This window comes from Alteromonas sp. S167, from assembly GCF_036864375.1.
Lineage (GTDB): Bacteria > Pseudomonadota > Gammaproteobacteria > Enterobacterales > Alteromonadaceae > Alteromonas.
Window position 1 is genome coordinate 52852 of the sequence record NZ_JAZETR010000001.1, and the last position, 14896, is coordinate 67747.

General features: G+C 43.7%; 13 protein-coding genes. 9 read left to right on the plus strand and 4 right to left on the minus strand.

Going from position 1 to position 14896, the window contains the following annotated elements:
* Positions 1-4: 4 nt before the first annotated feature.
* Together ppk1 and V7R35_RS00215 are read right to left on the minus strand one after the other, a co-directional pair.
* Entirely contained in the window at positions 5-2077 is a 2073-nt protein-coding gene (gene ppk1 / locus V7R35_RS00210) for a polyphosphate kinase 1 (protein WP_334012502.1), read from the minus strand.
* A gap of 84 nt (positions 2078-2161) precedes the next feature.
* Complete coding sequence (locus V7R35_RS00215; RefSeq protein WP_334012504.1) at positions 2162-2668, minus strand: glycine cleavage system protein R; 507 nt, start codon at positions 2666-2668, stop codon at positions 2162-2164.
* 209 nt (positions 2669-2877) lie between these two features.
* On the opposite strand from V7R35_RS00215, the gene V7R35_RS00220 reads away from it, so the two are divergent.
* The 9 genes from V7R35_RS00220 to V7R35_RS00260 all read left to right on the plus strand — a co-directional run bounded on the left by V7R35_RS00220 (position 2878) and on the right by V7R35_RS00260 (position 13516).
* Positions 2878-5067 (plus strand): ABC transporter permease subunit, encoded by a 2190-nt coding sequence (locus V7R35_RS00220; protein ID WP_334012505.1) that lies wholly within the window; start codon positions 2878-2880, stop codon positions 5065-5067.
* Positions 5060-6616, plus strand: a complete 1557-nt coding sequence (gene pstA, locus V7R35_RS00225; RefSeq protein ID WP_334012506.1) for a phosphate ABC transporter permease PstA — start codon at positions 5060-5062, stop codon at positions 6614-6616. Before V7R35_RS00220 ends, pstA begins: the two co-directional genes overlap by 8 nt.
* Before the next feature lie 16 nt (positions 6617-6632).
* Complete coding sequence (gene pstB, locus V7R35_RS00230) at positions 6633-7439, plus strand: phosphate ABC transporter ATP-binding protein PstB (protein ID WP_334012508.1); 807 nt, start codon at positions 6633-6635, stop codon at positions 7437-7439.
* A gap of 71 nt (positions 7440-7510) precedes the next feature.
* On the plus strand, positions 7511-8227 hold the full coding sequence (gene phoU / locus V7R35_RS00235) for a phosphate signaling complex protein PhoU (protein WP_334012510.1): 717 nt from the start codon (positions 7511-7513) through the stop codon (positions 8225-8227).
* 340 nt (positions 8228-8567) lie between these two features.
* Positions 8568-9839 carry an inorganic phosphate transporter gene (locus V7R35_RS00240; RefSeq protein WP_334012512.1) on the plus strand — a complete coding sequence of 424 codons (1272 nt, stop codon included), beginning with the start codon at positions 8568-8570 and terminating at the stop codon, positions 9837-9839.
* A gap of 218 nt (positions 9840-10057) precedes the next feature.
* Positions 10058-10966 carry a hydrogen peroxide-inducible genes activator gene (locus V7R35_RS00245; RefSeq protein WP_334012513.1) on the plus strand — a complete coding sequence of 303 codons (909 nt, stop codon included), beginning with the start codon at positions 10058-10060 and terminating at the stop codon, positions 10964-10966.
* Positions 10967-11245: 279 nt separating this feature from the next.
* The gene (locus V7R35_RS00250) at positions 11246-11776 is read left to right on the plus strand and encodes an RNA polymerase sigma factor (protein ID WP_334012515.1); all 531 of its coding nucleotides are present in this window, start codon (positions 11246-11248) and stop codon (positions 11774-11776) included.
* Positions 11776-12555 carry a hypothetical protein gene (locus V7R35_RS00255; protein ID WP_334012517.1) on the plus strand — a complete coding sequence of 260 codons (780 nt, stop codon included), beginning with the start codon at positions 11776-11778 and terminating at the stop codon, positions 12553-12555. The genes V7R35_RS00250 and V7R35_RS00255 overlap by 1 nt, the downstream gene beginning before the upstream one ends.
* Positions 12556-12571: 16 nt before the next feature.
* Complete coding sequence (locus V7R35_RS00260) at positions 12572-13516, plus strand: hypothetical protein (RefSeq protein ID WP_334012519.1); 945 nt, start codon at positions 12572-12574, stop codon at positions 13514-13516.
* A 113-nt stretch (positions 13517-13629) separates the two neighbouring features.
* Here V7R35_RS00260 and V7R35_RS00265 read toward each other — a convergent pair whose 3' ends face one another.
* Together V7R35_RS00265 and trhA are read right to left on the minus strand one after the other, a co-directional pair.
* Positions 13630-14181 carry a hypothetical protein gene (locus tag V7R35_RS00265; protein WP_334012520.1) on the minus strand — a complete coding sequence of 184 codons (552 nt, stop codon included), beginning with the start codon at positions 14179-14181 and terminating at the stop codon, positions 13630-13632.
* Positions 14178-14855, minus strand: coding sequence for a PAQR family membrane homeostasis protein TrhA (gene trhA, locus V7R35_RS00270; protein ID WP_334012522.1), 678 nt, complete (start codon positions 14853-14855; stop codon positions 14178-14180). The genes V7R35_RS00265 and trhA overlap by 4 nt, the downstream gene beginning before the upstream one ends.
* Positions 14856-14896: the final 41 nt, after the last annotated feature.

Here is a 14896-nt window from a genome sequence, read left to right on the forward strand (position 1 = left end):
CTTCCTAAATTGATTCTTCGAGCTTCTTCAAATAGTCGTATATCTCTATTTGTGAGCGAAGCTTTTTGCGATTTCCTCTGCGAACATATTTGTTGCTTTGATCTTTGTCAATCACGCGCGCTTTCAAGGTATCTTTGAATTGTAGCTCCATTATATCAACAATGCGCTGTTGAAGTCCTTTATCGTATACCGGGCAACCTACTTCTATACGGTTGTCCATATTCCTTGTCATCCAATCCGCCGACGAAATATACACCTTTCTGTCGCCGCCGCCTTCAAAAATCATTACGCGAGGGTGCTCAAGGAACCTGTCGACGATAGAAATAATTTCAATATTATCACTAATACCTTTTAGGCCTGGATTTAACGAGCACATACCGCGAACTATGCCGCGTATCTTAACGCCAGCTTGGCTTGCACGATATAAGTCATCTATAAGTTCTTTATCAACAAGGTTGTTAATTTTAAACGTTATTTGCGCTTTGTGACCTTGGTTTAGATGCTGGATTTCTTGTCTTATTAGCGACTGAATTTTAGTACGCGCATTTAGCGGCGATATTTGTAAATGTTGAAACTTGTAGCGTCGGTATGGGTATTGGATAAGGTCGAATACGGCTACGCCTTCATCAGCAAGTTCTTGGTTACGGGTGAATAAACTGTAGTCGGTGTATATTTTGGCCGTTTTTTCGTTGAAGTTTCCTGTACCAAAATGGGCATAGTTCACCATACTGCCTCGCTCTTCACGAGTCACAATGCACAGCTTAGAGTGAATTTTCAGTGTGGGTACACCAAGCACAACACGAATACCTGCATCGGTCATTCGCTTCGACCATTCAATGTTAGCTTCTTCATCGAAACGCGCTCGAAGCTCAACAACTACCGTTACTTTTTTACCGTTATCAACGGCATCGATTAACGAGTTGATAATACGCGAGTTACTCGCCACACGATAAATATTTATGCGTATGGTTTTTACATTGGGGTCAAAAGCGGCCTGTCGCACGAATTCGGTGAAATGCAGGAAGCGATGATATGGGTAGTATAAAAGAATATCCCGAGCGGTAATGGCATCGAATACCGTATTGTATTTTGAAAACGCGTTGCTATCGATTGCAGGTAACGGTGTATGTTCAAGATATTCGCGACCTACATTTGGAAAACCGATAAAGTCTTTGAAGTTTCGGTAGTGACCGGCAGCATGCATGGTATCAAGTTTCGTAATTTTTAAGCGCTTTCTAAGGTCCTGCTTCATGTCTTCAGGCATGTCATTGTCGTAGATAACACGAACAGGTTCAGCAATAAGTCGCTGCTTCATACTTTCCGACATTTTTTCAACAAAGCTTTCGTCAATTTCTTCGTTAATTGAATATTCTGCATCACGGGTCATTTTGAATGAGAACGCTTCAATCTCGTCAAATTTAACGAAACCACGGAAGATGTCTTCAATACAAAGCTGAATCATGTCATCTAGCATAATAATGCTTTTCTTTTTCCGGCTTTTTTGAGGCGGAATAAGCATGAAACGCGACATTTCAGACGTAGGTACTTGAATAACAGCAAACTTGGGGTTTTTGTCTTTGCGGCGCAACGCCACATATAAATAAACAGAGTTACCGTTTAAGCGGCTTAATAAGTCCGTTTTTTTATCAATAAGAATAGGGGCAATATGGCGAAGTGCTTTGTTTACAAAAAAGTTGCGTACCCACTGTTTCTGATAGTCGTCTAGCCCATCTTTCCTAAGAATATGTATATTGTATCGAGCAAGTGCGCGCACTACGTCTTTGTGAATTTGGTCAAACTTCTCGGAAAGCTCTACCACTTTCTTTTGAATTTGCGCCATCAATTCGGTTTGGCGGTGGGCTTCTTCTTCATTTTGCTCATTTTGTGCAATGGTTATCTGACGTTTAACATCGGCAGCTCGTACGCGGTAAAACTCATCTAGGTTGTTCGAGTAAATACCGAGAAATCGGATACGCTCAACGGCGGGGTTATTCTTATCAGCAGCTTCTTGCAAAACGCGTTCGTTAAACGCTAACCAGCTTAACTCTTTGGGATAATATAAAACGTCGCTATCCATAATGTCTCAATGCTTATACATAAAAATGGTCAAAGACTGCCATCAGTCGGTGACACTTCTGTGACAGCAGGCAATAACCTTGTGTTATCGCGTTGCGGTAATATCCACCACTAGGTCGTTGGCTAATGCTTCAAGTGCATCTTGCAGCTCACCATCATCGAAGGTCTCTGGAACGGCAATTTCTGCCTTTGCTTTGAAAATAAGGCTTCCCCAGTTAGGAGCGCTCTCGCAGTGCGAAGAAAATGTAAGAATATTCAAATTGAATTGATGAAGTACTGATGTTAATTCCTGCACAATGCCCGTTTTGTCGTTACCCATAACATCAACAATAAGTTTAGTCGGAAGGGTGTTGTCGGCGCTTGTTACCGCCACAGACTGCACCGATAAATCTTTTATGGCGTCGAGTGCTTCAATTAGCGCTTGCTTTTCTTCCTCTGGAACATGTACTTCCACAAAGCCCGTAAACATACCCGCCATATGTGCGAAGCTTGAGCCTTGCCAATTTCCTTGATGTTTATAAACGCTTTTGGCTACGGCATCGACTAACCCCGGCTTGTCTTTACCCATGATACTTATAACTAGTGATTGCATGTAGCGCTCCTTTATGGACTGGAACAGAAATACTTTGATCGTCTTCTTGCAGGGGAATACCATAGCAAATTGAGTACGTGAGCGCTGGTATTCGATAAACTTTCACTTGCTATTAGCATAACAAAACTTACACTGCTCACCAGTGCAATTTTCGTCAAATTCTCTTGTAAAAGAAGAATTTCAACAATAAAAACGATCAGAACGATAGCATGAGTTTGGACAGCGGCAGCATTAACAGAAAACGTCAGCGAAACGATAGATGGGCGCGCTATGTAATTACAGGCTTCGGTGGGCTGGTTTTGTTGACGCTGGTAATTCTTATTACGCACTTAATTAGCCAAGCACTTCCTCTCGCTTATATCCCCAGCCTTCAGCAAATAGCAACGTATAAAGTTGATGCAAACGAACGAATAATCAACACCGGTGATGTGTTAAACGGTCAACCCCTTTTAGTGCAAAAAAATGACTGTCGATTAGGACTGAAGGTACTTAACGACAATACATTAAGCAGCGCTAACCAGTACATACGTCCTTGCGATCACGAACTTATAACCCAGTCGATTATGGGTGAAAATTATATAGTAGATGTGTCGGGCAATGCACAGGTAAGAGTGCTGCCAGTTCGTGCCTTTGGTGTTACTAATGACGTAACCCAAGAGCCCAAGGCTAATGAATTAGCGGCAATGATTTTGTCTAATTTCATCACCTTTTCCTTGCCACAAGATAAATGGAATGAACGCACCGGCTGGAAAATTGCGCTGTCAACTAAATGGGCTGTTGTGGCTATCGAACAAAACAATGACATTTTCGTTCGGTGGGTTAACCGTAAACGTCCAACGGAAGTAATAGATAAAACTTTCAAGAATGTATCGCGCTATACATTGTTGCCAGGTAGCCAGAACATTTTGCTTGAGATTAATAACTCGGTGTACTTCAATCGTTTAATGGATACGGGGAATGTACTGTACCCAGTAACAGACGATATTTTTTCTGGCGATGGCGCTAGCATGCCACTGTCCTTTCCGCTTGCCAAACATCGCACATTCTTTATAGCAAACAGAAAGGGTGATGAAGTTCAGCGCTGGGTGTTAAATCAAAGCGACAATGGTTTAGTATTTTCACCTACCTATAGTCTTCGCTTAATGCAAAACGAGCGTGTGGTTGATATCGCCGAACACGCAAGTATGAATTTAGTGGCCATGCTTACTTCTAAACACCGCATATTGTTAGTTAATCGAGTGTCGGGAGAGGTAGTAAAGTCAGAAAAAATTACAGTAAACCCTCAAACTATTATTTGGTATGGGGATAAGTTGTTCGGCTCTACGGCATCGTCACTAACAGTGTGGCAGGGCAATGATTTGTCGGGCAGTACAACATGGTCGTCGTTATTTAGCCCACAGCACTATGAAGGCTATGAAGACGACGACACCGTATGGCAGACAACCAGCGCAAGTGATTTCCAAGAAGCAAAGTTCAGCCTTACGCCATTGCTAATAGGCAGCATTAAAGCGTCCTTACTCGCGCTTCTTATTGCTATACCTGTGGCAATAGGTGCGGCCATTTATACTGCGTTTTTTGCGAAGGGAAAATTGCGCAGCACAATTAAACCCGCGATAGAACTGCTTGAGGCGATTCCAAGCGTGCTTATTGGCTTTATAGCGGCTATCTGGTTGTCACCTAAAGCCGAGCAGTTTCTTTTCTCGTTTGCATTTTTCTTGGTAGTTATCCCTTTTGTGCTTATTGTTGTTGCACTTGTACAGCGTCCATTTGCACAGTGGTTACCAAAACGAATTCGCCACGGCGCCGAACTCTTGTTTGCGATAGGCGGTGCACTTTTACTGGGTTACGTTAGTGTGCAATATGCGCCTTCAATAATTGGTTCGTTACTTGGTATTGATAGTTTTACCTTATTAGCCGCTGAATCGGATAGTCCAATTGGGAAAACAACGATAGTAGTGGCATTGGCGTTAGGTGTAGCAATATCACCTAGTATTTATTCACTTGCTGAAGACGCCATTTATGGTGTGCCAAATGATTTAAAGAACGCGTCTTTCGCATTGGGCGCAACGCGACCGCAAACGCTGGTGCACGTAGTTTTGCATGTGGCATTTCCTGGTATTATTGCCGCAGTAATGCTCGGTTTCGGGCGTGCGTTTGGTGAAACCATGATTGTACTTATGGTGACAGGGAATACGCCTATATCCAGTTGGGGGCTTATTGAGGGACTACGAGCGCTTACTGCCAACCTAGCCATTGAGCTACCAGAGGCAGAAGTGTCATCAGCGCATTATCAAATTCTCTTTTTTACAGCCTGCATTTTATTTATGTTTACGTTTGTGGTTAACACGTTAGCCGAGTTGACACGTCAGCGCATAAAGGGGCGTAGTTATTATGGTTAGCACGCCAAAAACGGTTTTAAATGCTTCTCAGCGACAGTCGCTGATTATAAGTTTAACGGCCTTCTTTACAGCTTTACTTATTATTGCGTTGGTAAGTGTGCTTTTACTTATAAGCTTTCGTGGAATGGCGTATTTTTGGCCTGAGCCTGTTTACTTGGTGACGACAGAGACTGATGGTAAGCCTCGCGCATTTTACGCAAATGTTTATAGCGACCCTGCTACCAACGAGATAACACTTAAATATTCTGACTCCCAGAGCCCATACGGTTCTCAGATGCGTTTAAACGCGCCTGATATTCAAAGTAAAACGTTGGCAAAGGAAACCGCCGAGATAAAGTTTGTTGATGGACGCCGAATTCTTGCTAGCCCTGTACATATTGTTGAGCCCAGTGATTCAAAAAAATCACTAGATAGTTACGAACAAATTGCAGCCGAAGTAGCCCTAATTAGCGCCAATATCGAAAATATAAACGTTCAAAATTTGGCACCCATACACGAAGCGCTTTCAGCGTTTGATAATCGTAATGTTGAAAAGAAAGCGCCTGCGCGTGAAAAGCTTGTTAGCGAATTTGAACTATTCCAAAAGCGGGTATACGCGTTGGAGTCTAGACGCGATAAGTACCAACTGGCAGTAAAATTTGCTGATGGTGAAAGCCTGCTAGTGCCCATGGCCAGCGTTCAGACTGTTGACTTTGTGAGTAACTTAACGCTTTGGCAAAAATGGAAAGTTTTTTTCAATGATGTGGGCGTGTTCCTAACTGATTCACCCAAGCAAGCCAATACGTCTGGTGGTGTATTCCCAGCCCTTTTTGGTACCGTGCTGATGGTGTTTTTAATGACCATTATTGTTACGCCATTTGGCGTGCTTGCCGCTATTTATTTAAGTGAATACGCACCTAATAACGGCTTAACCACGGTAATACGCGTTAGTGTGAGCAATATGGCAGGTGTGCCATCTATTGTTTACGGCGTGTTTGGTTTGGGGTTCTTTGTTTACACCGTAGGGGGCAGCATAGATGAGTTGTTCTTTGGCGATACTTTACCGGCCCCTACCATGGGTAGTCCTGGTGTGTTTTGGGCGTCGTTAACCATGGCCATACTTACGTTGCCGGTAGTAATAGTAGCTACTGAAGAAGGGCTTAGACGTGTGCCGGAGGGCTTGAAAGCTGGCAGTTATGCGCTAGGGGCAACAAAAATGGAAACCATAGTTCGAACGATATTGCCTATTGCGTCTCCCGGTATTATGACCGGCGTTATCTTGGCTATTGCTCGTGCTGCTGGGGAAGTGGCACCACTTATGTTAGTGGGTGCCGTAAAGTTCGCACCTACGCTTCCGCTCGACGGTGAGTTTCCCTATTTGCATCTCGACAGACAGTTTATGCACTTAGGTGTATTAATTTATGACGGCGCGTTTCATAGCCAAACCGATGGCAAAAGCGCAAGTATGATGTTTGCAGCATGTTTGCTGCTGCTCATTGTGGTTTTTGTACTCAATATTTTAGCAGTTATACTCAGAAGTCGTCTGCGAAGACGCTATTTAACAGGATAAACAGGCGCTACTTATTATGTTGAAGCTGTTCGAACACAATACCCAAAGCGTAGACGACATAACCGACGACAATACTGCGGTAGATGTTAGAAATTTGAATTTGTGGTTTGGTAATAAACACGTATTAAACGACATTAGCATGCGTATTCCGCGCAATAAAATTACCGCGCTGATTGGCCAAAGTGGTTGCGGTAAATCAACGTTAATCAGTGCCTTCAATCGACTAAACGATTTATATGACGGCTGTAAATACAGCGGCGAAATTATTATTGATGGCCGCAACATTAATAGTAAGAAAGTAAACGTATCGCGCCTTCGCGCAAACGTGGGCATGGTGTTTCAGCGACCGAACCCTTTTCCTATGAGTATTTATGAGAACGTATGCTACGGATTAAAGTTACAAGGCGTTAAAGTACGTCGTCATTTAGATGATGCTGTTGAAAATGCGCTAAAGAAGGCGGCGCTTTGGAATGAGGTGAAAGACAGGCTGTTTGAGTCGGCCCAAGTGCTTTCAGGCGGTCAGCAGCAGCGCTTGGTAATAGCGCGTGCGTTAGCGTTAAAGCCCGATATTCTGTTACTAGACGAACCAACGTCGGCCCTCGACCCGCTTACCACATTATTTATTGAAGAACTGATGGACGAACTTAAAAAGCAGTGCACTATTATTATTGTTACGCACAATATGCAGCAGGCGGCACGGGTAAGCGACTACACCGCGTTTTTCCATCAGGGGCGTTTAATTGAGTACGCAGACAGCGATACACTTTTCACAATGCCAGACAAGAAACAAACCGAAGACTATATAACGGGGCGCTATGGTTAACCTGAAGACAGTTAATTTAAAAGCGGTTAATTCACCATATTGGTCTTTTAACGGTAACAGGAGGCGTTAGCATGCGTCAGGTTGCATTAAACACGCATATATCCGGCACGTTTAACATCGAGCTGGAAAATTTACGTAACTCGGTGTTGACCATGGGCGGCGAAGTAGAGCAACAGCTTGTCGATACGCTGAAAGCAGTAAAGCACAATCACGCGGGGTTGGCCGAAAAGGTTGTCTTGAACGACTTAAAGATAAACTCGATGGAGATGCAGATTGATGAAGAGTGCCTACGCATCATCGCAAAGCGTCATCCTACCGCCAGCGATCTGCGATTAATCATGACAATTTCAAAGGCCATCACCGATATAGAACGTATGGGGGATGAAATTGAGCGTATTGCTAAATTAGTAACCCGAAACAAGTTACCTACATCAGACACAATAAAAAGCAGTATGCTGCTAATAGGTGAACGTGTGGCGGCCATGATGCGAGGTACGTTTGACGCCTTTGCGCGACAAGATGAAGCCGCTGCGCTTGAGGTATACGATCAAGATAACCGCATTGATAGTGAATATAAGCGCCTGTTGTCATACACCACCTCAGAAATGCAAAAAAGCACCGACGATATGCAAGATTGGTTAGATGTTTTGTGGGCATTGCGCTCACTAGAGCGAATTGGCGATAGATGCAAAAATGTGTGTGAGTATGTGGTGTATTTAACACGCGGAACAGATGTTCGACATACACCGCTGGAAAACATGGCGCAGAAGCTGGAAGATTTAACGTAATCTTGTCCATTTGGTCTACATAGATTTATATAATAGTTAACGCTATGGTTACACTTTGAAATACGTTTGTAATAAAAGTGAAATATTTGGTGGTTTTATCATCGCTTTCAAATATTTCCACATTCTTTTATCGTTTTTCAGTGATTTTCGCTATGGCTTCGTAGACGATTAAGTTATCATGCGCCGCAGCCAAGAACAGATCGTGCAAAATTTAATCGAACCTTATGATAAAACACAATTTGTCTTTAACTTCTCACTCTAGCCTAGTCGGCCCAGAGTCTATGCTGCGTTGTCACGTGGCATCTAGCCTAAATCGCGTTTAGATCGGGAGCGGTTATCCGTGGAATTTTTTGAAAGTTATGGCCTAATTCTGATTCTTCTTGCCGCCGGCGTTGGTTTCGTCATGGCATGGGGTATTGGAGCGAACGACGTTGCTAACGCAATGGGAACGTCTGTAGGTTCTAAAGCTTTAACGATAAAACAAGCAATCATTATTGCTATGATTTTCGAGTTTGCTGGCGCTTACCTTGCAGGTGGCGAAGTAACCTCTACCATCCGAAAGGGAATCATCGACTCAACCTATTTCATCGACATACCTGAATATTTAGTTTTAGGTATGATTTCATCGTTGCTGGCAGCAGGTATCTGGCTTGCCGTTGCATCATGGTTAGGATGGCCTGTTTCAACAACGCACTCTATTATTGGCGCTATCATTGGCTTTACGGCAACTGGCGTGAGTATGGATGCTGTTGCATGGGACAAAGTAGGCGGCATTGTAGGTAGTTGGGTGGTGACGCCTGCGATTTCAGGCATTATTGCGTATCTCATTTTTATGAGTGCGCATAAGCTGATTTTCCAAACGCAATCGCCGTTTGAAAATGCAAAGCGATATGTTCCGTTTTACATGGCACTAGCAGGCTTCGTAATGTCGCTAGTAACCATCAAGAAAGGCTTAAAGCACGTAGGTTTAGAGCTTAGCGCCGTAAACGGTTACCTGCTCGCTTTTGGTATTGCTGTGTTGCTTGCCTTTATGGGTAAGTGGTTAATTGGCCGCATGAGATTTAGCGGCTCTGAAGACGCTGACCTTCAAACCGCAAATGTAGAAAAGGTATTCGCGCTATTAATGGTAGTTACAGCGTGCTGTATGGCCTTTGCACACGGTTCTAACGACGTTGCTAACGCTATTGGTCCATTGGCCGCAGTAGTTAGCGTGGTAAGTAGCGGCGGTGCTATAAACTCAAGCACAACGCTTGCGCCTTGGATTTTACCTTTAGGCGGCTTAGGCATTGTTGCTGGTCTTGCGCTATTTGGTCATCGCGTTATCAAAACTATTGGCCAGGGCATAACACACCTTACGCCTAGCCGTGGTTTTGCGGCAGAACTAGCTGCTGCTTGTACGGTAGTAATCGCATCTGGTACAGGTTTGCCTATCTCAACTACACAAACGCTTGTTGGTGCAGTATTGGGCGTGGGTTTAGCTCGCGGTGTATCTGCGCTTAACCTTGGTATTGTGAGAAATATTGTTGTGTCGTGGATTGTCACGTTACCAGCAGGCGCTATTCTTTCTATTATTTTCTTCTACATATTGAAAGCTGCATTTGGCGTAGCGTAGCACCTGCTTTTACGTTAAAGATGCCAAGTCATAAATGACACAAAAAGCCGCATAACGTCAATTCGTATGCGGCTTTTTTAATGGTGTTGTAGCTGCGTACGCTTACTCCTATAACTTAGATTATGCAAAGCGTAGTTTTAGGGTGGGTTGTTTGTAATCTTTATGATAGATTAAACATATCCTTTTTAATTCATTTTTCTTTTTTTGAGAGAAGATACATGAAGTGGCCAAACCTTAAGCATTTGCACTACCTTGTAACGCTACATCAAGAGCAGCACTTTCACCGTGCAGCACAGCGTTGCAACGTAAGCCAGTCTACGTTAAGTACCGCAATTCAAAACCTTGAAGAGCACTTTGGCAGTCAGCTGTTAGAACGTGAGCATAAGACATTCGTGTTTACCTCGCTTGGGCTTGATATTGTAGAGCGAAGTAAAGTGTTACTTCAGGAAGCCGGCGAGCTTGTAGAGTACGCAAAAAATGCAGGTAATTGGCAGCGCGGCACATTAAAACTGGGTGTTATTCCAACTATTGCACCGTTCATGTTTGAAGGGATGCTTGGCGCATTCTCAGCATTTCTGCCTGATATTAATGTAGAGCTACAGGAAGATACGACCGAAAAGTTACTTCAACAACTTACCGATGGTCGTTTGGACTTGCTTATTCTTGCGTTACCTATGGAAACGCCAGGGTGTAAGCAAATGGTGTTAGGGCATGACCCGTTCCATCTTATTGCCCATGAAGAAATGGCAGAGCAGTTGCCGAATCCGGTAGATATCTCATCTTTGCCTAAGAAGAGTATTTTCTTACTTCAGCAAGAACACTGTATGACCGGTCACGCCGTAAGTGCTTGTAACTTGCAGCATAGCGATCAAATTAGCAGTGTTGCCGCGAGCAGCCTATACACACTAGTACAGCTTGCTAATAGCAAAATGGGCTATACATTCTTACCCGAATTAGCACTTAATCAATCAATTTTGGAGCATACTGGTCTTAAGAGCTTCCCCGCAGAAGAAAAGGGCTTTAGGGAAATAGGGTTAGTATGGCGTTCGGGTACGACGCGTATGCAGCTATTTAGACGAATTGGTGAAATTCTATCGCCACTATTGCCTATTCCCACGTTGAAATAAAGGGCTCGGAAATAGAAGGCCCAGAAATTAAATTCGACATGCGGTGATATGGTTTCGTGTCACCGCTTATATAACTTTATTTTATTTTCAAATGCTAACGTTTTAGCGCCATTTCAACCGCATTCAATATGTATCGTGCAGGTGTAAGTCACTTAAAGCTGCACTTTACCCATCATTTCTGTTCAACAACTAAAAAAACTGCATATCTACCAAACTTTTTTGGCTACCCTAACGACTTAATGGTTAAGTAACTAAAAGATAAACAAAACGGGGAAGGCCGTGTTTAAAAAACGAGATGAAAAGCTCGTGGAACAGGCATTAAACGGGAATAAGAAAGCGTGGTATACGCTGATTGCTCGCTATGAAACCGCTATGTATCAATACGGTATTCGTATGACGGGTAACAGCCATGATGCTGCTGACCTTATGCAAGAGATTTTTATCTCGGTGTTTCGCAGCCTTACCTGCTTTAAAGGCGAGGGCAGCTTTAAAAGTTGGCTATATCGAATTGCGCACTGTCGATGTGTGGAACTTTATCGCAAGCGCAAGCCTAGCGTAGATATAGACGATATTCAGTCGCCTTTGTGCGACGCGCCATGCCCTGAAATGCAGCTGAGTAGTAACCGAGAAAGCCGAGCACTAATGCAAGCTATGCAACAGCTGCCATTAGGGCAAAAAGCGGTGGTAGAGCTTAAGTTTTTTGGCCAATTTACGTTTGATGAAATAGCTGAGCAAATGGATATATCAGCCAACACCGCAAAATCGCGCCTGTACGCTGCGTTAGCAAAGTTGAAGTTGGAGTTAGAGTAATGAATCTACATGAAAAAGAAGCCTTATTGGCAGCCTTTTTAGAAGGAACACTAACACAAAACCAGCGGGACAAGTTTGATGCACTATGTCAGTCAGATAGCGACTTTGCACAGCGCATAGACGCCGCTAGCGTTATTAAAAACAGTGCTGACAACTTTGCTTCGCCAGCCACACCGCAATGGGACAAAAGCAGTACGTTCTTTGAACAAACGGCTTCAAAGTCAAAGGCGAGCTGGTTTTCACTATCCTCAATGGCAATGGCCACATCTGCGTGTGCTTTAGTAGCTGTGCTCACGGGCGCGCAACTGTCTTTTGACCAAAACAGTATTGCACTGACATTTTCTGCTACCCAAGCGAAGAAAGATGTAGATACCATGGTGGCCGAAAAGGTGGCAACAGCACTTGGTGAACAAAGAGAATATTATCAGCAGGTTAATCAAACCTTGTTTAAAGAATATGCCCAAGCTTTGTCGACACAGCAGCAAAGAAGTAGCGCCGAGCTTACACAGTATTTATTGGCGTCCAGCCGAGAAGAACGCAAAGAAGACTTTGCTGAACTGCTATCGTTCATTAACGACCAACGCATAGATGATCAACGATTTTATGCGCAGCAGTTTAGCCGTTTACAAGACGAAATTGATGACATTGAAATAGGTTATAGCGCCGTTTTAAACCCCCAAATGACAAAACCAAGCATGACAACACTAAAGCAAGGTGTTGGGGGTGATGCTACGCCTTATTCATTGTTGAATGAGCCCACACCGTTAATTGAAGACTAAGCAAGCAGGTAAATATATGAAACGTTTAATAACAGCATTAGTGCTATGTACTGTAACCAGTGGTATGTCTGTCGCGCAAAGTCAGAATAAATATGAAGACTTGGCAAATGAGCTGGAAATAATGTCAGGTGTGCTTAATACATCCCTACGTCAAAACGTTACCTCTGACAGCTGGCGCGTTAATCAAATTGATACTAGTTATTTAGCTGGGCAAGGGGCGGTGTTTACATTGTCGCTTAGAGGTCATAGCAATAATTGGGTTCATGAAATTGAAACCTTAGTTGAAGGTTTTGTAGGTGCGGTACCGTCGGCACCACCTGTGCCACCTGTCCCTCATATCAGTGGTTCATTTGAAGAGATGGACGAAATAGTGATGGAGGCTACGCGAGAGTGGGAGTCTTATGCTGAAGCAACAAGCAGACACTTTTCCCATGCGTTAGCTGACAATAATGACAGAATGCGCGACTTGAGAACTATGCAGCGAGAGCTGGCGTGGGAAGCCCGAGAAGCAGAACGCGAGCTTCGCGACATTACGTTTGAGCTGCGCCATGCCGATGAAGAGCGTAAAAAAGAACTACTTGAACAGAAAGAGGCTTCACAGCAAAAGCTTTCGCAAGTGCAAACCAAAGCGAAAAACATGCAAGAAGAGCTAAAGGCCGTTGAAAAAGCGCAAGAGAAAGAGCTGGCTAAACGCAAAGAAAAACAAGAGCAGCAGTACAAAGCGTTTCTTGCTGGTTTTGAAGTGGGTATAAGTGAAACACTTTGCCGATTTGGCGCAGGGCTTCGCGGTCTACCTCAAGACGAGCACATCAGTATGGTATTAAAAGACTTCGAAGTAGAGAGTAATCGCGCTCGAAAAGATAGGATTTATGTTTTCTCTCGTACCGATGTGGTTCGATGCGTGCAAGAAAAAATTGATGCAAACAAACTGTTGGCTAATGCAGAAGTATATAAGTTCTAAGGCAGCTAACACGCACTGGTAAAAAGACGAATAGTATAGCCAATTGCTTAAGTTTTTTTATCAATGCGTCTTATCAGTGCGTATAACCGCTTTGTTTGATTTTCACGTTTAATCTACATACGCGGTGCGGTATGACCAAGCTCAGCAGCCCAAGCCAATTCAGAGCGCACTAAATTATTAGCTGCTGTTGCACCAAAACTATGTAGTGCGTTGTATGCACTGTCAGACGGAACTCGACAATAATGACATAGCGCGTAAAACAACAGTGAACAGCGATGTTGCGAACCGTCACAGTGTAGGTAAATACGCGCACCTTCTAACAGTAGCTGTGAAAGTTCATGAAGATATTGATGAAGGTGTACATCGTCGGTAGGCGATACCGCAGATGGATGTAAAAACGGCACCCATGACCACTCTAAGCCTGCGGCAATCGCACCATCTCTAATGCGAGGCGCGTCTTCTTCGCTGGTTTGAACCGTGGCTAAATGGGTAACGCCCAAGCCTTTCAAACGTGCAAAGTCGGCGTCAGTAGGCTTCTTACCAAGACAAATTTTTCCACTACGCAAAGAAAACCAAGCAATCTCACGCGCTGTTGTCGTGCTTTTGTTGCCGCTTTCATCGGAAATATCAGCATTAAAATTTGAGCTTGTTGAGGTGTTCGTCATACCACAAAATAATAAATAGAAAAGTAATGACAGCTACAGCCGCCAATGACAAATAAGTGCCAAATTGCATGTGTGTACTTTACCTTTTTTGCTACGTAAAAGCACACACCAACGCTAAAGCATATACCACCAGCCACTAAAAGCCATAGCCCCGCGCCGGGTAATGCCATATAAAGTGGGTAAATTAAACCCAGCGCTATCCATCCCATTAACAAATAAGTCATTACGGAAACTTTTGGAAAGCGATGCTGCGCAACAAGTTTGAAGGTCACGCCACCCAGTGCTAAACACCATATTACTGCGGTCATTGTGATTCCTAATACACCGCCTATAGAAACGAGCAATAAAGGTGTGTAAGTACCCGCTATCAATAAATATATTGCGCTATGGTCGAAAAGCTTCAGCCAGCCTTTTGCTTTTTGGTGAGTAATAGCATGATACAGCGTTGAACTTAGAAACATTAAGATAAGCGTAGAGCCGTAAATAGCCGCCGTGGTAAGTGCAAGCGTATTGTCGGCGCGATACAGCATAAACACCAAGCCGACGATAGCGGCTACAAATCCAATACCGTGACTGATGCTGTTTAACCATTCTTCTATTACCGAATACGCTTTTGCCTGCATACTTGGTTCTTCGCTATTTTTAGGGGATGAAATGTGCGAAGTGTGACTCATGCTAACTCCCATCTTTTTAACATTATCAATGGTGTATGGCG

What these genes read in the sequence shown, in the direction of transcription:
- V7R35_RS00255 (WP_334012517.1), top strand. Translation starts at nt 11,776, where the DNA reads ATGAATCTACATGAAAAAGAAGCCTTATTGGCAGCCTTTTTAGAAGGA.
- ppk1 (WP_334012502.1), bottom strand. Translation starts at nt 2,077, where the DNA reads ATGGATAGCGACGTTTTATATTATCCCAAAGAGTTAAGCTGGTTAGCG.
- V7R35_RS00220 (WP_334012505.1), top strand. Translation starts at nt 2,878, where the DNA reads ATGAGTTTGGACAGCGGCAGCATTAACAGAAAACGTCAGCGAAACGAT.
- pstA (WP_334012506.1), top strand. Translation starts at nt 5,060, where the DNA reads ATGGTTAGCACGCCAAAAACGGTTTTAAATGCTTCTCAGCGACAGTCG.
- pstB (WP_334012508.1), top strand. Translation starts at nt 6,633, where the DNA reads ATGTTGAAGCTGTTCGAACACAATACCCAAAGCGTAGACGACATAACC.
- trhA (WP_334012522.1), bottom strand. Translation starts at nt 14,855, where the DNA reads ATGAGTCACACTTCGCACATTTCATCCCCTAAAAATAGCGAAGAACCA.
- V7R35_RS00215 (WP_334012504.1), bottom strand. Translation starts at nt 2,668, where the DNA reads ATGCAATCACTAGTTATAAGTATCATGGGTAAAGACAAGCCGGGGTTA.
- V7R35_RS00245 (WP_334012513.1), top strand. Translation starts at nt 10,058, where the DNA reads ATGAAGTGGCCAAACCTTAAGCATTTGCACTACCTTGTAACGCTACAT.
- V7R35_RS00260 (WP_334012519.1), top strand. Translation starts at nt 12,572, where the DNA reads ATGAAACGTTTAATAACAGCATTAGTGCTATGTACTGTAACCAGTGGT.
- V7R35_RS00265 (WP_334012520.1), bottom strand. Translation starts at nt 14,181, where the DNA reads ATGACGAACACCTCAACAAGCTCAAATTTTAATGCTGATATTTCCGAT.
- phoU (WP_334012510.1), top strand. Translation starts at nt 7,511, where the DNA reads ATGCGTCAGGTTGCATTAAACACGCATATATCCGGCACGTTTAACATC.